Consider the following 19,887-nt stretch of genomic DNA (forward strand, 5'->3'; position numbering starts at 1 on the left):
ACGTTGCAGCACAAGATAACCGGATTGAGTGGCGGGAGCCCATTATTCCAGAGCCGCCCGCCAAGGGGTAGGGTCAGAACCCCAGCGCCCGGGTGATCTGCAGTTTGAGGGGATCGTCAGCCGGATTCTGATTGGCACCGTAGCTGGCGATCAGCTTGCCATCGCGCCCCACCAGATACTTGTGGAAGTTCCAGTTCGGCTCATCCCCGTCAGCGGCTGCAGCCAGCCCCTTGAACAGCGGTACCGCATCGGAACCCCGCACCGCCACCCGATTGAACATGGGGAAGGTGACGCCATAGTCGCGGCGACACACCTCGGCGGTCTTGGTCTCGTTGCCCGCCTCCTGCCAGAAATCGTTGGAGGGGAAACCCAGAATAATCAGCCCTTTATCCTTGTAGCTCTGGTAGAGCTTCTCCAGATCGCGAAACTGGCCGCTGTAGCCGCAGTAGGAGGCGGTATTGACCACCAGCACCACCTTGCCCTCGGTCAGCTGACAGAGGTTGTGGCGCTGGGCATTGTTGAGTTCCCGCATCTCCACATTGAAATAATCGGGGCACGCCGCAGAGGCCGCGACAGCCCCCAATAACAGCAACAGAGTGAACCATTTCATCGCCAAGACTCCTTTTGTTTTGTCCATCATACGCGGTTACCAGAGCCGCAGTTCACTCTCAATGCAATGGAATGCCGGTCAGCCAGCCGTGGCCCCAGAATACCAGCAGCGCAGTGGCAGCCAGGCCTGCCCCGACGCTGATGCCAGTGCCCGTCCAGTTAGCCGCCGGGCGGGGATATTGCTGCCAGTCCCGCACCGAAATCCAGATGATGCTCACCAGCGCCCACAGCCCGATGCCGCCAAACAGCACCAGAGATCTCGCTTCGCTGTTGACCAGCAGATGGGCCACCGCCCAGAGCAGGGTACCGAGCAGTTGGGGATGCACCAGCCAGCGGCGCAGATGGTTGGGCCCCTGGCCGGAGAAGAAGAGGATCAGCGCAAAGGGCATCATCACCGTCATGGTCATCGGCCCCCACTCCGGCAGGAAGTAGAGCGGCAGCGAGCTGGCCGAGCGCCAACCGGCGATGATGCAGGCGATGGCGACAAACACCAGCAGGGAGAAGAGTCCTTTGTAGCGATTATCCCCCAGCCGCTCGCGCAGTCGTGCCCGATGGGCCACCGCAAAACAGGGGTAGAGATGGATCAGGGTAAACAGCGCAACCCCCAGGGTCAGCAGGAACATGCGTCTCTCCTTGTACTTGGTACGACCACTATGCCGTAAAGGGAGATTTGCGCCTATCAAAACCGCGCTTACCCATGGAGTCAAAAGTGTGGCAAGACAAAGGAGCAGAAAGAAAAGAGCCGATCACGATGGATCGGCAAATAAGTGCCAGGGCAGTCAGACATCTCGCGGGATGGGAGATGCCCCAAACGGGGATATAGAGTGGCCGATGGCGCCCATCGGCCGAACCGGATCAGCCCTTGAGCTGATAGAGCGCCGCTACGTTGCGTGCAGTGAGTTGAATATTGGTGCTGGCGGTCTCCAGCGCTTCCGGCAGAGACATGGCACGGTTGACCACGGCGAACACCGCATCCAGCCCGTGCTCGTGCACCACGCCGCAATCATCGGTCAGACAGCCGGAGATACCGATCACCGGCTTGCCGAACTGCTTGGCACAGCGTGCGACACCGATTGGCGTCTTGCCATGGATGGTCTGGCTGTCGATGCGACCTTCACCAGTAATGACCAGATCCGCATCGGCCACTTCATCGGCCAGTTTTAGAGCTTCGATGACGATCTGGATGCCGGGCTTGAGCTCGGCACCAAGCAGGCCGACCAGCGCGGCCCCCATGCCACCGGCGGCACCCGCCCCCGGAATATCCTTCACCTGCTTGCCAAGGGCCTGCTCAATGCAGTCGGCATAACGGGAGAGGTTGGCATCGAGTTGCGCCACCATCTCTGGAGTCGCCCCCTTCTGCGGGCCAAACACGGCGGAGGCGCCTTTCGGGCCGCAGAGCGGGTTGTTCACATCACACGCCACCTCGATAACCAGCTCGCTCAGACGCGGATCCAGACCGCTCAGATCGATGGTCGCGAGCTCACTGAGACCTGCGCCCCCCAGAGCAATAGGCGCACCATCCGCTTTGAGCAGCTTGCCGCCTAGCGCCTGGATCATGCCGGCACCGCCGTCATTGGTGGCGCTGCCGCCGATACCGAGAATAAGGTGCTTCACCCCCATCTCCAGCGCGGCCAGGATCAGCTCGCCGGTGCCGAAGCTGGAGGTGAGCAGCGGATTGCGCTGCTCGGGCGCCACCAGATGGATACCGGAGGCGGCAGCCATCTCGATAACGGCGCGCTGGCCATCACCCAGCAGGCCGACAAAACCCTGTACCTTGTTACCTAGGGGTGCGGTCACTTCGACCGGCAGGATGCGGCCACCGGTGGCATCCACCAGCGATTGCACCGTGCCTTCACCGCCATCGGCCATCGGCAATTTGACATAGGTGGCGTTCGGCAGCACCTGCTTGAAACCGGCCTCGATGGCATCAGCCACCGCCATGGCGCTCAGACTCTCCTTGAATGAATCGGGGGCAATAACAATTTTCATATCAATTCCTTAGGCGAGGCCAAACACGCCAAACATCAGGGTGGAGACAGTGGCAATGGTCAGACCGACTGCAGTTTCGTAAGGGATAAGTTTCAGGCGCTCACCTACCCCCATGTGGACGCTGCCACCGGTGGCATGGAAAAAAGAGCCGTGGGGCATGTGGTCAAACACAGTGGCACCGGCATGGATCATCGCCGCTCCGGCCAGACTGCTGATCCCCAGTTCAATCAGGGTGGAGCTGAATACGTTGGAGGCCACCACGGTACCGGCGGTAGTCGAGGCGGTTGCCAGCGACATCAGGGCACCGGAGATGGGCGCCAGCAGGTAGGAGGGCAGACCGGAGGCGGTCAGGCCGCTGATCAGCACATCTTTCAGGCCGGAGTTGGCGATGATGCCCGCCAGGGTACCGGTACCCAGCAGCATGATGGCGACCGGTGCCATGCGGGCGAGGCCGGAGACCGCAAACTGGTTCACCTTGCTGAATTTACCCATCATCAGGGCACCAACCAGACCACCGAGGGGCAGTGCAATCAGCGGATCCACCACGATACCGGCGACCGGCCGCAGGGCCAGCAGCAGGATGGCGACCAGCGGCGCGCTGATGGCGGCGGCAAAGCCCGGCAACTTGGCACCGGCAAAGCTCACCACTTCATCAGCAGCAACCTTGCTGCCCTTATTGTTCAGCCGCTTGGCCAGCCAGTAGGCCATCACCAGACCAAACAGACCCGGAATGATGCCCGCCGCCATCACCGAAGTGAGGGGCAGATGGAAGGCGTCAGCCGCGGCAATGGCGTTGGGATTGGGGGACATCACGTTGCCCGCCTTGCCGCCGCCGATCATCGCCAGCAGGATGGCCGCCTTGGAGAGGTCGGCACGGCGGGCGATGGCCAGCGCGATGGGGGCGACCGTGATAACGGCCACATCCACGAATACGCCGACTGCAGTCAGGATCAGAGTCGCCAGCGCCAGTGCCAGCAGGGCGCGGGTTTCACCAAGTTTCTTGACGATGGTCTCGGCGATGGTAGTGGCCGCACCCGATTCGATCAGTACGCCCGCCAGTACACCGGCCGCCAGGATCCGCATCACCGCCGTGGTGATCCCCTGGGCCCCGCCGATCATCAGGGCGACGGTCTGGGTCAGATCGGCACCGCCAATCAGACCACCGGCCAAAGCCCCCACGATCATGCCGTAAGCGGGCGGCACCTTCTTCAAAATGAGGATGATGGCGATGGAGAGCGCTGCGATGGCGCCAAGGGCTGTAACCGGGATCATGACGGACACCTTCAATGGGAGTGAATGGCCGCCATTATGGAGATCTGCAATCAGAATGCTTTGGCTTAAAAACCAAAAATTGCGTCATTTAAAAGTGGTTTTTTGTCCAACTTCACAATCACAAGTCGAGATTAAGGCCGAGATAGAGCAAAAATTTGTCGTCTAACTTGTTGAAATTCAACCCGGTTATCTGCTCTATCCGCCCCAGCCGATAGCGCAGGGTATTGGGGTGAATGAACAGCGCTTCTGCACAGCGATGCAGATCACAATCCTGCAAGAAATAGTGGCGCAGGGTCTTCTGCAGCACCCCCTTGCCATCTTCCCGGGCCAGTTTCTGCAGCGGTGTGCGCAGCTGATCCGCCTGCCAGGAGTCCGCCAGACTGCCCAGCAGCACTGGCAAACGGTAGTCCTCAAAGAAGTAGACCTGTTTGCGCGGCGCCTGCCGCAGGCCACGGCGCAGGGTATCTCGCGCCGTCTGATAAGAGCGCGCCAGCCCGTCGATCCCGGCGAAGTAATCGCCCACCGCGATATGCACCTTGAAGTGGGGAATGCGAGCCAGCAACTGCTTGATCCGGCTGCGCTCCTGCGCCGATTGCCAGACGCCATCACTCAATTGCGCAGGTTTGAGCACCACTATCTCGTCGAGCCCGTTGATGGCGACCAGATTGTCCCGCTCCGGGTTCTCCAGCTGATGAACCAGCTCTCGCAGACGAGCCGGATCCGCCTCCTCCAGGGCCAGCACGGCCACCACCCGAGGCTGGGCCAAATCCAGTCCGAGAAAGCGGGCCGCCTGCTGCAATTGATCGACTCGCCCCTCGCCCCGAATGAGCTGCAACACCAGCTCCTCTTTGTGGCGCTTGTCCCATTGCAACTGCTCGGTGAGCGCCGCCTGCTCCAGGATCAGTTCGGCGGTCATTCGCACTAGCTCGGCGTAAGCACGCACTTCCTCCGGATCGCCAGAGATGCCGATCACCCCGATCAGCTCCCCCTGATAGGAGATGGGTAAATTGATGCCGGGTCGCACCCCTTTGAGCTGCAAGGCAGTCGCTTCGCTGATCTCCACCACCCGGTTCTCGGTCAATGCCAGCACGGCCCCTTCGTGGCGCTGATGGATCCGCGCCGGATTGCCGGACGCAATGATGAGGCCATGTTCGTCCATCACGTTGACCGAGAACGACAGGATCTTCATCGCCCGTGCGACGATCTGGCGGGCAAGGTTATCGTTTAGCTGCATAACATCTCCGGGCAAGGAACTGATCTGAGAGCGCCACTACGGGCCGATTCAGGGCACATGGGCGCAAAGATGCCACATCATCAAGACAAGCGAGAGGGGGATCGCTAGAATAGGCCACTTTACCCGATGTGTGCCCCGCCATGGAGCAGGAATTGCGTGCTTGCACCCGCCTGCCCGTGATGGCCCATCCCTCCGATCTGGACTGTGCTATGGATTATGAATTTCGCCGCGACCCGTTTGGTGGCTATCGCGCCCGGTTCTCCATGGGCCATGAAGCCATCGGTCAGTGGCTGATCGACGAAGTTGGCAAAGATGAAGAGAAGCTCGACGAGCTCTTCTCCATCATTGATCAGCTCTCCAACCGCACCCGAGTCGAATACCGGCTCAACGGCGGTGACTACTCCCTGCTGCTGACCCATGAAGAGGCGGAGGTGAAAGCCAACGCCCTCAATATCGAGCTGGGTGAGGATCTTGACGATCTCGCCTACTACGATGATGAACAGCTGGCCATGTGCGGGCTGGAAGATTTTGCCCAGGTGCTCACCTCCTGGCGCGCCTTTATCCGTAACGAGGATATGGGCTGATTGACCCAATGTCGGGCAAATGTGCCCTTTTGCCTAACTCAACAGGATTGACTATGTCTATTTACGATTTTGATGACGAACTGCCGGAAGACGAAGAACAGGAATCCACCAAGAAAGCGGCTGCACCTGCCAAGAAGAAAGGCAAGCAAGTGATGAACACTCAGGTCAACCTGAGCCCGCGCGATGCCAGCCGTCTGAACGGCATGCACGTTGAAGCGATCGCCACGCTGGACGACGTCAGCCTGCCGAAGAACGTCATCTTCAAGGCTGGCCTGATCGCCCTGGGCGAACTGGAAGCCAGCAAGCGCGCCGATATCATCGCCCGCGTGATCGCCGAATCAGGCCGCTAATCGCCCCTGAAGGCATAAAGAAAGCCGGAGCCACTGCTCCGGCTTTTTGTTTTCCGCCCAGGTACTCTCAACGGCAATCGATCCCCTTTCCGGCTCGGGAGACCAGTTGGTCATAGCGACCATCGGCACGGGCGGCAGCCAGGGCATGATTGAAGCGCTCAAGCAGGCTGGCAGCCTCCGGGTACTGCCGTGAAATGATCAGATAAAAAGTGTCGCTTTGGCGAAAGTGGGGCAATGCCTGCAGATGGCAGGGATCGCCAAACAGTTGGCGGCTGGCATCCCGGGTCACCGTCTCGTTCATCGGCAGCAGATCGATCCGTTTGCGATCCAGCAGTTGCAGACACTGTGCCAGGGTCTTGGGGCGCTGCAGATCCAGCCCGAAACGCTTGATCACCCCGTCGGCATGGCTGGTGCTCCACCCCAGCGGAATACAGACACGCAACCCTTGCCAGCGGCCAGCCTGAATGGCCTCGCTCCCCCGATAGGTGAACCAGGAGAGGCGATCTATATGAATGGGAGCGCTGTAGTGGAAGAGCTTGGCCCGCTCGGCAGTCCAGGCGTAGGGGAAGGTGGCCGCGACCAACCCATTACGGGTCAACTGATAGCCGCGGGGCCAGGGCAGGTAGTCGACCTGGAGCTCTCGATACCCGGCCTCTTGCAGCAGGGTCGTCACCAGCCGGGTGCTCTCGCCGCCTGCAGGCAGTGCCTTGCCGGTATAAGGGGTGAACTCACCGGTCACCAGCAGCAAGGGTGCGGCCTGCAGCCAGACACACCAACAACACAACAACCACAGACAGTGCTTCATCAGCTGCTCTCCCTTTACCCTGTTGATGAGTATAGAGAAGGGATCCGACCACCTCCTGTGCGGTTGTCCTGCTGACGCCCTCTTGTTAAGGTTGCCGCCTGCCTCGTTCAAGGAGATCCAATGTTACCCCTCCCCGACTCATTTATCTGGGGCGCGCTGGCACTAGCCGTGCTGCTTGCCCTCTTCCGCCAACGTCTTCCCGCCTTTGCCCTGCTGGGACTCTCCCTGCTGCAGGCACTGTGGCTTGACCGAATGACGCTACCCGCCCTGCTGGTCTCGGTCGCAGGATTACTGCTTGCGTGGCGTACGCCAACCCTCCCCGCCCGCCGGGCGATGGTGGCCAGAGTGGTGCTGATCCTCTGGGCGATTGCACTGACACTGCACCTCATCCCCGGCTTCAACAATCTCAAGGTGCTGGATCAGGCGCTGGCAGGTCCCGCCAGCGTGCCGTTCAACATGTATCTGAACCTCGACAAGCCGCTGCTGCTCTTTGGCTTGCTGCTGGCCTGCCCGATGCTGCTGGGCAAGGGGGGCGCAATCCGCTGGCGCCCGCTGGCCCTGTTGCTGCTGCCACTGGGTGCCCTGCTGGTCATCGCCTGGCAGTTGGGGGCACTGAAACCGGAAGTGGGTCTGCCCCACTGGTGGTGGCTGTTTGCACTCAACAATCTGCTGTTCACCTGTGTGGCGGAAGAGGCGCTGTTTCGCGGCGCGATCCAGCAGGGGCTGACCGAACGTTACCGCCCCTGGATTGGCATCGTCGTGGCCGCGCTACTGTTCGGAGCCATCCACCTGCCCGGTGGCCCACTGCTGGCGCTGTTTGCGACCCTGGCAGGCTGCTGCTACGGCTTGGCATTCCAGCTCAGCGGGCGACTCTCCGCGGCCATCCTGATCCACTTTGCCTTCAACTTCGCCCATCTGGCGCTCTTCACCTACCCGCTGGCCCACCGCTAACTCCTGAAGGCGCCTGACACAGGCGCCTTCCCTCGCTCTTCCCTCTCTCTTTAAGCGTGCTGCCTCGCTCGCTTTACACCTCCACAAAGCTCCAAACAAAACCAATTCATTTACTTGTAACCAAAATGTAAACAAACTGACCTCTGCATTCGCCATAACAGTCACTTTCCATTGCCCTGCAACCAAAAGGATCCTGTGATGCAGAAAACCCTCAGTTATGCCGCCCTGCTGCTGGTCAGCCAGTTCCCGCAACTGGCACGGGCCGATACCGATGTCTATCTCACCAACAACAGTCCTGAACCGCTTCAGATCGACATCAGCCAAAGCGGCAGCGGCCAGCTGCAACCCGGCAGTCAGTGGAGCCAGCACCGCACCGAGCTGGGCCCGTGGGAGAGCGCCATGGTACTCAGCTTCAATCGCTATGAGGGGGTAAAAGCGGGCAAGAGCTATCTGTTCGAAACCCGCGTGACCACAGCGGGTGGCGACGTCTATCGGCTCAACCAGCTGATGGAGGGAACCTGGTGGAACACCACCTTGCAGCACGGTGGCGAAACGCCGACCGGCGCATCCGGTTGGCAAAACGATCGGGCGATCCACCGCGTTGCCGGGCCACAAGAGCTGGCCTTTGCCGCCAAGTTCACCGGCCGCTACGACGATCTGCACTATATGATCACGCCCCCCCAAAAACGGGAGCAACCGGAACCGGCAGAAAACAGGCTCAAGGTGGCCAGCTACAACGTCTGGGCACTGCCGGTGATCGCCTCCAGCATCGGCGAACGATTGACCTTGCTGCCTGATTATCTCAAGGGCTATGACGCCCTGCTGCTGCAAGAGGTATTCGATGGCCGCCGCGAGGGCTTTTTGCAGGCGCTGGCGAAAGAATATCCCTACCAGACCAAAGTACTCGACAAGCCCGGGGTCAACATTCATGACGGCGGCGTGGTGATCGTCAGCCGCTATCCCATAGTGCGGGAGGCCCAGCTGGTCTATCCCCAATGCACCGGTACCGACTGCTTCGCCGACAAGGGGGTGATGTACGCCGAGGTGATCAAGGGGGGCAAGGCGTGGCACCTGTTCGCCACCCACACCGCCAGCTTCGACACCGACGAGGCGCGCAAGCTGCGCCAGATCCAGTTCGATCAGATCCGCTCTCTGGCTGCCAGCCTCAAGATCCCGACCACGGACACCGTCATCTACGGCGGCGACTTCAACGTCAACAAGCGCAAGTTTGCCGATGACTACGCCAACATGCTGGCCAATCTGAACGCCCATGAACCCGCCTATGGCGGCTACACCGAAGCCACTTTCGATCCCAGGATCAACCCCTATGCCGGTGGCCCGCTCTCCGGTGGCGCCAACGTCGAGTATCTGGACTATCTGGTAGTGAGTCGGGAGTACGGCAGCGCCAGCCACAACCTCAACACGGTCTGGATCCCGCGCAGCAGCGATGGCGGCCTCTGGCCCGCCAGCAACCTCTCAGACCACTTCCCGGTCAAGGGAGAGATCAGCCGATGACTCGCCGTTACGGGATACTGGCACTGGCTATCCTGACCCTTTTGCTGGTGAATCTGGGCTGGCAGGAAGAGCAGTCCCCGCTATCGCCAGAACGGTCGGCAACGCCCTCTCTGGCCGATGTGCAGTTGCCAGCAGAACTAGGAAGCCCGCCTCCCCACATGCCAAACGCTGAGGGAATGGATGGCAAAAGCAAAGAAGTGCCCAGCAGCTGGCAGGCGATGCCGGATGAACTGATCAACCAGCTTGCCAGCGAGATCAGCGACAGCGAGTTGCCGCTGGCGCAGCGTGTGATCAATCTGGAAGCAACAGAGGCCGAGTGGCTGAGCGAGGGGGAGAGCCTGATCCGGTTACAGGGGCGCTATGCCCTGGCGCTGGATCAGTTGGCACAGGAGAGCGAGCAGTTGCCGCTGGCCGAGCGGCTGGACGCCCTCAGCCGCTTGCAGGATCGGTGGGCATCGGATCATCCGGATTTGGCGGTGGAGCTGTTCAACCCGGATGCCCGCCTGCAGCAAGCTCGTCAGCTGTGGGGAGATGAGGAGCTGGCCACCCTGGCCCATCACTTCCTGCCCGCAGAGCAGGCCGAAGCCACGCTGGCATTTGCCGAGGCGCGCCAGCAACAGCTCGATCAACGCAGCCGCTACCAGCGAGAGCTGGCCGAGCTCGAGCAGCAACTGGCGGCCAGCCAACAGGAGATGGAGCCTGCGCTGTGGCAACAACACAAGGAAGAGGTGTTGAGCCAGTGGCGTCGTGACTTCTTCGCGCGGGAGCAAGGCAAACCCTGAGGTCAGCGCTTGCCCTTGAACTGCTTGACGCTGCGTTTGGCCTGAGTACGGCGATTGGCCTGCTTGTCACGAGGGGGGCGCTTGCCTTCCCCGCTGGCAGGCTGGTCGGTGACAGGGAACCCCACCAGATCGCCCAACGGCAGCTCGCGGCCGGTCAGGGTGCGAATGGCTTGCAGCATGTCACTCTCGCCATGACAAACCAGCGAGATGGCCAGCCCCTCGCGGCCAGCCCGAGCGGTACGACCGATGCGGTGTACGTAGACAGGGGCGCTGGCGGGCAAGTCCAGATTGATCACCACTGGCAGCGCCTCCACATGGATGCCACGCGCCATCAGGTCGGTGGCCACCAGCACCCGAATTTTGCCCTCTTTGAAATCGCCGAGCGCCTGCTCGCGCACCGCCTGCTCCTTCTCGCCATGAAGGGCGGCCACCGCAATGCCCGCCTTGGCCAGCTTTCTGGCAACCCCATCGGCATCATCCCGCGCACTGATAAAGACCAGCACCTGCGGCCACGCCTGCTCCTTGAGCAGGCTGATGAGCGCCGGGACCTTGCTGCTCTTGTTGACCAGATAGAGCCGCTCTTCGATCTCGTTCACCACGCTGTTGAGGGGGGTGGCCTCGATACGGGTAGGCTCGCGCAGCAGGCCGTTGGCCAGCTCCTCCAGCTCGGCAGGCAAGGTGGCGGAGAAGAGCAGGGTCTGGCTATCCGCCGGAATAAAGCCGAGCAGCGCCTTGATGTCGGGAGCAAAGCCCATCTCCAGCAGGCGATCCGCCTCATCCAGCACCAAGAGTTGCAAACCATCCAGCCCCAACAGTTGCTGGGTCAGCAGATCCCGCAGCCGCCCCGGCGTCGCCACCAGCAGCTGTGGCCCCAGCGCCAGCTCGGCCTGTTGCCGCTCCTGCGCAACGCCCCCACACAACGTCACGATACGCAGCCCCAGCGCCTCGGCGCCCTCTTTAAGCGCAACAGTGACCTGAATCGCCAGCTCGCGAGTTGGCACCAGCACCAGACCCTGCACCTGGCTGGAGGCAGGATCCAGCCGTTGCAGCAGCGGCAAGCCAAACGCCAGGGTCTTGCCGCTACCGGTCTGGGCCAGTGCCAGCAGATCTTGCCCCGCCAGTGCAGCCGGAATGGCAAGCTGCTGGATGCGGGTCGGCGTCTGCAAAGTGACGGGCAAAGAGGCAAGCAAGTCGGGATGAAGGGCAAGTTCGCTAAAGGTCATGGCGCTACGTCAACAAAGAAGTGGGAGGCGAAGTCTAGTGAGCGGGGGCCGAGAAGTAAAACCCTATCCATGATGGCTTGGCCGGGGGCGCTGGCGACGGGCTGACTACACTTTAGCTGACCCATCACCAAGAGAGACACGCCATGACCAGACACATCCCCCTTCTGCTGCTCGTGGTCACCCTGCTCGGCAGCGCCACCCTCGGCCTGTCACAGACTCCGGAAAACGACGCCGCCCCCGAGCAGTCTAAACCTGTGCGCATCCTCAATGCCCACCTTGGCGAGCTGCCTGGGCTGATCAATGCCGACAAGACAGGCCCCTTTGTCGACCTGGTGCACGCCATCGATGATCTCTACCCCGATGTGACCATCAAGATCACCATCTACCCCATCGCCCGTGCCATGGCTGGGGTGATCTCCGGCAAGGCTGATCTGGGGCTGCCCGCCATCCGCAACCTCAAGGATATCGATATGCTGGCTTATCGCTTCAGCACCCGCAGTTTTGGCAAAGTTGCCCATGTGATTTACAGCAATACCGCCTATCCGGTCACCACAGATATGGCCTACGGCATAGTGCCCACCAAACGGGATCTGCTAATCGAGGCCGTACCCGACTATATGCCCTTCCCGGTGCAGCGCTCGATGAGTATCGAGCAGTCACTGCGCAAGCTCTCACGCGGCCGTATCGACGCCTTTGTCTGGGCACAAGAGGAGGCCGACCTGATGCTCAAGCAGCTGGGGCTGACCAATATCAGGCGAGAATTTTTCGGGGATTTCGAGGATGTCTTCATCATCCAGAAAGGGGCTGCAGGTGATGAGATGGACGAATTTCTCCGCCAAGCCATTGATCAGCTGGCCGCCACCGGCAAACTGGCCGAGATCTACGAGAAGATCCACCGCCCCTATGTGGAGTGGCAACCCTCCCCTGCCGCCAAGGTCGAACCGGCAACCACCCCGCCCGCTACGCCCTGAACGGACAATTCCCGCATAAAAAATCCCGCCGAAGCGGGATTTTTTATGGCTTGCAGCCTTACAGCACGGCCAGCGCCGCAGCGTAGTTCGGCTCGTCGGCCACTTCGGCGACCAGCTCGCTGTGCAGCACCTTGTTGTCACCATCCAGCACCACGATGGCGCGAGCGGTCAGACCGACCAGCGGACCGGAAGAGAAGGCAACGCCGTAATCTTCCATGAAGGCCGCACCGCGCAGGGTGGAGAGGGTCACTACCTTGTCCAGACCTTCGGCGCCGCAGAAGCGGGACTGGGCGAACGGCAGATCTGCGGAGATGCACAGCACGACAGTGTTCTCCAGCGCGCTGGCCTGCTCGTTGAACTTGCGCACAGAGGTCGCACAGGTCGGGGTATCGACGCTCGGGAAGATGTTCAGGATTTTGCGCTGACCGGCAAAGCTTGCAAGGGTCACGTCGGAGAGATCCTTGGCCACCAGGGAGAAGGGCTTGGCTTGCTCACCGGAGACCGGGAAGTGACCAGCGACGGAGACCGGGTTGCCTTGCAGAGTGACTGAGTTGCTCATGTGTTATGTCCTTTATTGGTGTAGTAAAAATCCGGGTGATCAGTATAGGGGCGGCGAGACCAGACAAACACCCGCGAAAACAAGGGATATAAAGGGGTTGACCTTGGACTTAACACCAAGGTTTAGACTCTCTCTCAGTAATCAGGGATCTCGCAGGGGCGGGATCCATCAAGAGGGACTCATCATGAGCAAATCCTGCTGCAATCATCAGCACACCGCCCCCATCAAAGCCGTCAGCAAGGCGGCCCCCGGCCAGAGTGAGCATCACCACGGTAGCCACTGCTGCGACAACACCACGCCCGTCAGTTGCTGTTCAACCCCGACGCCTCATGAGCACGCATCCCGTGACGGCAATGAATCCCCCGGGGATGAAGAGCCTCCCCGAGAAAGCTGTCACGATCAAGCGTGCTGCAGCGCCCCCTTATCGCCGGCTCACGGTCATGAACATGATCACGAGCACGATATGCCACCTGCAGACCCGCTGGTTGCGCCTGCGCAAGGCAACAGCCGCCACAGCTGGCAGGTGTTGGGGATGGATTGCCCCAGCTGCGCCCGCAAGATCGAGACCGCCGTCAGCCGGGTGAGCGGCGTGCAACAGGCGCGCGTGTTGTTTGCCACCGAGAAGCTGGTGGTGGATCTGGCCCCAGGCCTCTCCCCCGATCCCGTCACCGCCGCCGTGCTGGCCACCGGTTTCCAGCTCAAGGGGGAAAGCGCTGACAAACAGACAGCTGGCCGCAAGCAAGCTTCACAACAGCCCCTGCAGGGCAATCTATTCGGTAACTTTTTGGGCAAATATTGGCAGCCCCTGTCACTGGCGGGTCTGATGCTGGTCGCCGCCCTGCTGCCGAGCGAGCTCGGTCAGCCGCTATTTACCCTGGCGACCCTGTGGGGGCTGTGGCCTATCTCTCGCAAGGCGTGGGCGCTGACCAAAAGCGGTTCCCCTTTCGCCATCGAAACCCTGATGACGGTGGCAGCGCTTGGCGCCCTGTTCCTCGGTGAAACCGCCGAAGCGGCCATGGTGCTGCTGCTGTTTATGCTGGGGGAACATCTGGAAGCCTACGCCGCCGGGCGCGCCCGGGCCGGGGTCACCGCCCTGATGGCGCTGGTGCCCGACAAGGCGCTGCGGATCCGTACCACTGCCGAGGGCGAGGTGCGGGAAGAGGTCGGTGCCGACGAGCTGCGTCCCGGCGATATCATCGAAATCGCCCCGGGTGCCCGCCTGCCCGCCGATGCTCGTCTGCTCGATGCCCTCGGTGCCTTTGACGAGAGCGCCCTGACCGGCGAATCCATTCCGGTGGAACGCCGTCAGGGTGACAAGGTGCCTGCCGGCAGTCTGGCGGCCGATCGGGTGCTGCGTCTTGAGGTGGTGTCCGAACCCGGCAACAACGCCATCGACCGCATCCTGCACCTCATCGAGGAAGCCGAGAGCCAGCGCGCCCCCATCGAGCGCTTTATCGACCGCTTCAGCCGCTGGTACACCCCGACCATGATGCTGATCGCCCTGCTGGTCGTCATTGTCCCGCCGCTCGCCTTCGGCCAGAGCTGGGACGAGTGGATCTATCGCGGACTGGCACTGCTGCTGATCGGCTGCCCCTGCGCGCTGGTCATCTCCACCCCGGCAGCGGTCACCTCCGCACTGGCAGCGGCAACCCGTCAGGGAGCGCTGATCAAGGGTGGTGCCGCGCTGGAGCGACTGGCCCATATCGATACCGTCGCCTTTGACAAGACCGGCACCCTGACGCTGGGCAAGCCGCAACTGACCGAGCTGGTCAGCCTCAATGGCCAGCCGGAGGCCGAGTTGCTGGCACTGGCGGCAGCCATCGAGCAGGGTTCCCACCACCCGCTGGCCCGCGCCGTGGTTGCCAACGCGACCGAACAGGGGCTGACGCTGGCGGAGGCCCGCGACCTGCGCGCACTGCCGGGCATGGGGGTTGAGGGACGCATCAACGGTGAACTGTGGCAACTGCTGGCACCGAGCCGGGTGGCGCCCCTGAATGTGGAACAGCAGACCCAGATTGCTTCGCTGGAGCAGCAGGGCAAGACCGTTGTGGTGCTCTGCCGGAGCAGCGGCGACCATGCGCTGCCAGTCGCCCTGCTGGCGCTGCGGGATCAGATCCGGCCCGAGGCGGCGGCCGCGCTGCAAGAGCTCAACCGACTCAGGCTCAACAGCATTATGTTAACCGGGGATAACCCCCGTGCCGCCGAGGCGATCGCCACCGAGCTGGGCATGGGCTGGCGTGCCGGTCTGCTGCCGGAGAACAAGGTAGAAGAGATCGCCAAGCTCGCCAGCTTGCAGAAAGTCGCGATGATCGGCGATGGCATCAACGATGCCCCCGCCATGAAGCGGGCCAGTATCGGCATCGCCATGGGGGGCGGCACCGATGTGGCGCTGGAGACCGCCGATGCGGCGCTGACCCACAACCAGCTCGGCGGTATTGCCGCGATGATCCGGCTGTCGCGGGCGGCACTGGCCAATATTCACCAGAATATCGCGCTGGCACTGGGATTGAAGGCCATCTTTCTGGTCACCAGCCTGCTCGGCATCACCGGCCTGTGGATTGCGGTGCTGACCGATACCGGCGCCACCGCGCTGGTGACCGCCAACGCCCTGCGCCTGCTGCGCAAGCGCTAATCCAGCACAATCAGAAACCGTGAAATAACAACCGCCGCCCCAACCGGGGCGGCTTTTCTTTTTCCTCTCATTTCTCTCACGGCACCCCGTAAAAGAAAAAGCGCGCCTGCCGGTCGGCAGTCGCGCTTTGCTTACTCTCTCGGAGTTATCCCACCCTTGGCGAGGTGGAATTCAACCCGGGGACGCCGAGCCATTCCCCGGACTCAATGGCTTGCTTACTTGACGCTGCACTCCTGAATGACGGCAGTACCCGCCTTGACGCCAGCCGGGTCAACCTTCACCAACACACTCCACAGCCCCTGCGGCAGGGTGATGCTGTTATTGGCACTGCCACCCTTGGAGAAGGCGAACGAATAGCCGGTTTCAGCGTTCACCGCGCCGCCACCGTTGAGCAGGTACTCCTTGCTCCAGTCCTCGTTGGCGACCTTGAACTCGGTGCTGCCGGCGTAGTTGAACGCCGCCTGATAGATGGCGAGATCACCGTCCATCCCCTTGTAGCTCAGCTGGTACTGAGGTTGGGCTCCCCAGCTGGAGAGCTCACCCTTGACGAACAGGTTGTAGCCGAGCGGATTGCCCGCCACCGTATCCAGCACCTTGCAGCTCTGCACCGGCTCGGTGAAGCTGACGCTCAGGGTCGGTTTGTCCTTGTTCATGGCGGTGAAGACGAACTTGTAGCTGCCTGCCTTGGCCAGATCGACACCGATATTGCCGGTTTCTCCCCCCTTGCAAAGGGTCAGCGGAGTGCCGACCACCAGCTTGTCACCGGCGTTGCAGCTGCCGTAGTTGACCGGCCCCCAGCTGGCGTCAGCGATCTTGACGTTGGTGGTACCCAGCTTGTCGGTGCTCACCTCGGTAGTGAACTCGTACATAAAGTTGCCGCTGAAGGTCATCTGGTTGGTGTTGCCCCACTCATCGAGGAACCCCTTCAGATAAACATCGGTGTTGCCAAACGGTGGCAGGGTGCTCAGGTCGGTCTTCTTGCTGACCGGCAGGCCCGCGCCCTGTGCACCAGACTGCGGCTTGACGAACACGGCGGCAGACCAGGCCCCCAGCGTCAGCTGGGCATTATCATAGGCGGCGCCGCTGGCGATGCTGTCGACTGCGCGATGCTTGCTGCTAAGCACCATACCGCTCAGATCGATGGGCTGATCGTTGCCGTCACGGAAGTCGCCGATGCTCTGGCTCTGGTTGCTGGCGTTGATCATCACCACCAGACCGTCGATGGCCGGATCCAGATCCGCTCCGGCACTGACCCCATCATCCACCGTCATGACGATAAGGCCCGGCACCTGATCCGGGCCGGTATTGCGGAAGTCGACCCGCTTGATCACCTCGGCGCCGCTGCCCAGACGCAGCAGACGGGAAGAGTTGCGTAGCTCCGCCAGCTCCTGATAGAAGCTCACCATCTGCGCCATCTCGGCCGAGCCCGGCTTGGCATGCTTGCCAAGCACCTGCTCAATCAGCGGATAGTTGTCGCCATCCTTGTCCTTGCGCGGCAACCCCTTGTCGAAGTTGTTGTCGCCCAGGGTGTAGTCGACCTTGTTGTACCAGTCGCCCGAGTCATAGCTGTCCCGCTCCATGGATTTGGAACGCAGCAACTCGACACCGGCGTGGGTGAAGGGAATGCCCTGACCCAGCATGGCAGTCGCCAGCGAGACCCCCTGCATCCTCACCAGATCGGCTCCGGCAGGCGCCTTGTAGATCAGGTTGTCGAACAGGGTCTGGTTGTCGTGCTTGTCGACATAGTTCTGCACTTCCACCGGATCCTGGGCATAACCGGCGCTCTGACCGTTGTAGTCGATCTCGGCGCCTTTCTTCGGTATGCCATCCTTGTCGGTCAGCACGAACTCCTTGAGGTTGCCCGCCATGCCGAGCCGCACCAGATCGGACTGGTGCAAGGCCGTCGCCAGATCCACCTTGCTCATTTCGTTAGAATCGACGAAAGCACCGTTGCCAAAGCCCTGGGTCTTGCGAATGGTATCGCCGCCGTCGAACGGACTGCCGCCGCGCACCGCATCGCGCAAGCGGTCCGAGAAGGAGCCGATACCGGTACCCCCCAGATGCTTCTGGGTCGCCTGCACGAAGCGCTTGTCATCCTGCACTTCGCCGAAGTTCCACCCCTCGCCGTAGAAGTACATCTCGGGATTGACCTTCTTCACCGCGGCCAGCGCCTGCACCATCTGATCTTTCGGATGGTGGCCCATCAGGTCGAAGCGGAAGGCGTCGATCTTGTAGTCGCGCGCCCAGGTGACCAGAGAGTCATCCATCAGCTTGGCGAACATGGCGTGCTCCGGCGCCGTGTTGGAGCAACAGGTGGAGTTCTCCACCGAGCCGGTCTCCGGATTGAGGCGCTGATAGTACCAGGGCACGATCTTGTCGAGCACCGACTTGGGGCCGAGCCCGGATTCGTTGGTGTGGTTGTAGACCACGTCCATCACCACGTTCATGCCGATGTTCTGCTTGATGGCCTTGACCATCTCGCGGAACTCCAGAATACGTTTGGTACCCTCGGCGTTGGTGGCGTAGGATCCTTCCGGCGTGGTGTAGTGGTAGGGATCATAACCCCAGTTGAAGGAGTCGACGCCGCGCAGATAGCCGGAGAGCTCCTGCACCTGCGGATTATCCTTGCTGTCGCCCCCTTGCAGATCGGCCAGCACATCTCCCACGGTCTGACCGCCACCGCAATAGCCACCAAATCTGGATGTTTTCACATCCGGATTGACCTGACAGAGCTTGCTGAAGTCATCGCCGAGATTGGCTACCTTGGCCGGATCCTCGTTGACGGTGGCGATATCGAACACCGGCAGCAGGTGCAGGTGGCTGACGCCGCTTTTGGCCAGCGCTTTCAGATGGTTGACCGGTACAGAGTCGGGCTGGGTCAGACCGACAAATTTGCCGCGCTTCTCTTCATCGGTGGAGGCGTCATTCCCGGTCAGGTCGCGAACATGGGCCTCATAGATGGTGATGTCGGCGGGGTTCTGCTGGCTGTGGGGCGCCTTGAGGCTGTCCCATCCTTCCGGTTTCAGGGCCGGATCGTCGAGATCCACTACCTGACTGAACTCGGAGTTCATCGCGAGGCTCAAGGAGTAGGGATCGGTCACCTCGTAGTGCTCAACCTTGCGGCTCAGCGGATGGTAAACCTCCATGTCGTAGCGGTAGAACTGACCGATCAGCTCGCTGCCCCCTTCGTAACTCCAGCTGCCGCTGGCGCTGTCGAAGGTCATGGCAACTTCACCACTCTTCTGGTGGCTGGCGTTGTAGAGGGCCAGCTTGACCGACTTGGCGGTCGGCGCCCAGAGGCGGAAGGTCACCCGGTTGCCCTCCACCACGGCGCCATAGCTCAGCTTGGTCGCCTCGGGAGCATAGAGCGCATCGAGGGCGCCGGCGCTCTGCACCAGGGTGGCTCCTTGCAGGATACCGTCGGCATCGGTGCCGATAGCCACCAGCTCACCCTTGAGCAGGGGCTTGAGATCTTTCCCGGCAGGCAGGGCAAAGGCGGCCGCATTCTTGAGGTGCGGATATTTGGCCTGCTGCTCGGCAGTGAGGCTGGTCGCGGTCAGGCTGATATAGGGGAAATCGAACACCCCATCGGCATTGGCCTTGATGGTGCCCGAGTCGGTGTAATAGAGGCGAACGTGGGGCTTGTCCTTGCCCCCTTGCCAAATCAGGGTATTGCCATCGATCAGATGAGCGCTGGCCCCCGCCACGCCAAAGGCGGCGGTAAAGGCTTCGGCACGGCTGCCAAACAGATCTTTCTTGCCCGCGACGATGGCCACGGTGCGATCCGGATGCTCACTGAAGCTCACCTTCATATCGCTGCCGGTCAGGTTGGCCAGATCGCCGTTGCGAGCGATAAAGTTGATGCACCCTTCCACATTTTTGAGCGGAACAACCCAGGCCGGACCAAAGCTGTCGGCAGTGGCAGGAGTCTTGCTCTTGTCATCCCACCCGGTATTCAGGCCGCTATCAGCGGTAGCGTTACAGGCATCGTTGTTCCAAAGGTGCAGGCTGTGGCTGTCAAATGGTGCCTTGGCCCCCTTGGCTGCCGACTGGGTATCCACCAGCGCAATGACCACCTGATTTTCGCCAGCAACCAGCAACTCTTTCGGGGGATCCATCTTGGGCAGACGGGCTACAGGCCCATCGGTGACTTCAGGTGTAGGGGGGACGGGGTTCACACCGGAGGCATCAGAGCTGTTGTCATTACAGCCAGACAAAAGCGCGAGCAGTGAGGCTGTTACCAGCGCCACTTTGGTCTTTTTCATATCCATATTTTTATAATTCCCGCTGTAGTTAGTCTCGATAGTCGAGCACCCGGTCATTGCCAGGCGGTGCCATATTAATCAGGTGCAATCGATTCAAATGTGAGCGGAAGGGCAAAAAAACCATCCAGTTTCAACAAGATAACGTT

Annotated in this window: 16 protein-coding genes; 7 read left to right on the forward strand and 9 right to left on the reverse strand. The window is 61.3% G+C overall.

Annotated features, from left to right (window positions below; translation table 11 throughout):
• Window positions 1-73 precede the first annotated feature (73 nt).
• The 5 genes from OKC31_RS11205 to OKC31_RS11225 all read right to left on the reverse strand — a co-directional run bounded on the left by OKC31_RS11205 (window position 74) and on the right by OKC31_RS11225 (window position 5,104).
• Window positions 74-610: a glutathione peroxidase gene (locus tag OKC31_RS11205; protein WP_270656977.1), complete on the reverse strand. Its 537-nt coding sequence runs from the start codon at window positions 608-610 to the stop codon at window positions 74-76.
• 58 nt (window positions 611-668) lie between these two features.
• Window positions 669-1,232, reverse strand: coding sequence for an NnrU family protein (locus tag OKC31_RS11210; RefSeq protein WP_201937763.1), 564 nt, complete (start codon window positions 1,230-1,232; stop codon window positions 669-671).
• A 232-nt stretch (window positions 1,233-1,464) separates the two neighbouring features.
• Window positions 1,465-2,598 carry a glycerate kinase gene (locus tag OKC31_RS11215; RefSeq protein ID WP_201937762.1) on the reverse strand — a complete coding sequence of 378 codons (1,134 nt, stop codon included), beginning with the start codon at window positions 2,596-2,598 and terminating at the stop codon, window positions 1,465-1,467.
• A gap of 9 nt (window positions 2,599-2,607) precedes the next feature.
• A complete protein-coding gene (locus OKC31_RS11220) occupies window positions 2,608-3,870 on the reverse strand; it encodes a GntP family permease (protein ID WP_005340326.1) in 1,263 nt (420 codons plus the stop codon).
• 118 nt (window positions 3,871-3,988) lie between these two features.
• On the reverse strand, window positions 3,989-5,104 hold the full coding sequence (locus OKC31_RS11225) for a sugar diacid recognition domain-containing protein (protein WP_201937761.1): 1,116 nt from the start codon (window positions 5,102-5,104) through the stop codon (window positions 3,989-3,991).
• 209 nt (window positions 5,105-5,313) lie between these two features.
• Here OKC31_RS11225 and OKC31_RS11230 point away from each other — a divergent pair, with 209 nt between their 5' ends.
• Together OKC31_RS11230 and OKC31_RS11235 are read left to right on the forward strand one after the other, a co-directional pair.
• Window positions 5,314-5,688, forward strand: a complete 375-nt coding sequence (locus OKC31_RS11230; RefSeq protein ID WP_026034971.1) for a YacL family protein — start codon at window positions 5,314-5,316, stop codon at window positions 5,686-5,688.
• A 53-nt stretch (window positions 5,689-5,741) separates the two neighbouring features.
• Window positions 5,742-6,038, forward strand: a complete 297-nt coding sequence (locus tag OKC31_RS11235; RefSeq protein ID WP_005340323.1) for a hypothetical protein — start codon at window positions 5,742-5,744, stop codon at window positions 6,036-6,038.
• Window positions 6,039-6,105: 67 nt separating this feature from the next.
• On the opposite strand, the gene OKC31_RS11240 is transcribed toward OKC31_RS11235, so the two are convergent.
• Window positions 6,106-6,843 carry a substrate-binding periplasmic protein gene (locus tag OKC31_RS11240; RefSeq protein WP_201937758.1) on the reverse strand — a complete coding sequence of 246 codons (738 nt, stop codon included), beginning with the start codon at window positions 6,841-6,843 and terminating at the stop codon, window positions 6,106-6,108.
• Window positions 6,844-6,963: 120 nt separating this feature from the next.
• On the opposite strand from OKC31_RS11240, the gene OKC31_RS11245 reads away from it, so the two are divergent.
• From OKC31_RS11245 to OKC31_RS11255, 3 genes are all read left to right on the forward strand, one after another.
• Window positions 6,964-7,794 (forward strand): CPBP family intramembrane glutamic endopeptidase, encoded by an 831-nt coding sequence (locus OKC31_RS11245; protein WP_247823897.1) that lies wholly within the window; start codon window positions 6,964-6,966, stop codon window positions 7,792-7,794.
• Window positions 7,795-7,992: 198 nt separating this feature from the next.
• Window positions 7,993-9,309: a sphingomyelin phosphodiesterase gene (locus tag OKC31_RS11250; RefSeq protein ID WP_247823896.1), complete on the forward strand. Its 1,317-nt coding sequence runs from the start codon at window positions 7,993-7,995 to the stop codon at window positions 9,307-9,309.
• Window positions 9,306-10,091, forward strand: coding sequence for a hypothetical protein (locus tag OKC31_RS11255; protein ID WP_247823895.1), 786 nt, complete (start codon window positions 9,306-9,308; stop codon window positions 10,089-10,091). Before OKC31_RS11250 ends, OKC31_RS11255 begins: the two co-directional genes overlap by 4 nt.
• Window positions 10,092-10,093: 2 nt before the next feature.
• On the opposite strand, the gene OKC31_RS11260 is transcribed toward OKC31_RS11255, so the two are convergent.
• Window positions 10,094-11,314 carry a DEAD/DEAH box helicase gene (locus tag OKC31_RS11260; protein ID WP_247823894.1) on the reverse strand — a complete coding sequence of 407 codons (1,221 nt, stop codon included), beginning with the start codon at window positions 11,312-11,314 and terminating at the stop codon, window positions 10,094-10,096.
• Window positions 11,315-11,457: 143 nt separating this feature from the next.
• Here OKC31_RS11260 and OKC31_RS11265 point away from each other — a divergent pair, with 143 nt between their 5' ends.
• On the forward strand, window positions 11,458-12,285 hold the full coding sequence (locus tag OKC31_RS11265) for a transporter substrate-binding domain-containing protein (RefSeq protein ID WP_247823893.1): 828 nt from the start codon (window positions 11,458-11,460) through the stop codon (window positions 12,283-12,285).
• A 58-nt stretch (window positions 12,286-12,343) separates the two neighbouring features.
• On the opposite strand, the gene tpx is transcribed toward OKC31_RS11265, so the two are convergent.
• On the reverse strand, window positions 12,344-12,844 hold the full coding sequence (tpx, locus tag OKC31_RS11270; protein ID WP_075115987.1) for a thiol peroxidase: 501 nt from the start codon (window positions 12,842-12,844) through the stop codon (window positions 12,344-12,346).
• Window positions 12,845-13,028: 184 nt separating this feature from the next.
• On the opposite strand from tpx, the gene OKC31_RS11275 reads away from it, so the two are divergent.
• Window positions 13,029-15,476, forward strand: a complete 2,448-nt coding sequence (locus tag OKC31_RS11275; protein ID WP_270656979.1) for a zinc/cadmium/mercury/lead-transporting ATPase — start codon at window positions 13,029-13,031, stop codon at window positions 15,474-15,476.
• Window positions 15,477-15,691: 215 nt separating this feature from the next.
• Here OKC31_RS11275 and pulA read toward each other — a convergent pair whose 3' ends face one another.
• On the reverse strand, window positions 15,692-19,747 hold the full coding sequence (gene pulA, locus OKC31_RS11280; RefSeq protein WP_247823891.1) for a pullulanase-type alpha-1,6-glucosidase: 4,056 nt from the start codon (window positions 19,745-19,747) through the stop codon (window positions 15,692-15,694).
• Window positions 19,748-19,887: the final 140 nt, after the last annotated feature.

This window comes from Aeromonas sp. Y293-4 (genome assembly GCF_027705905.1).
Taxonomy (GTDB): domain Bacteria; phylum Pseudomonadota; class Gammaproteobacteria; order Enterobacterales; family Aeromonadaceae; genus Aeromonas; species Aeromonas veronii.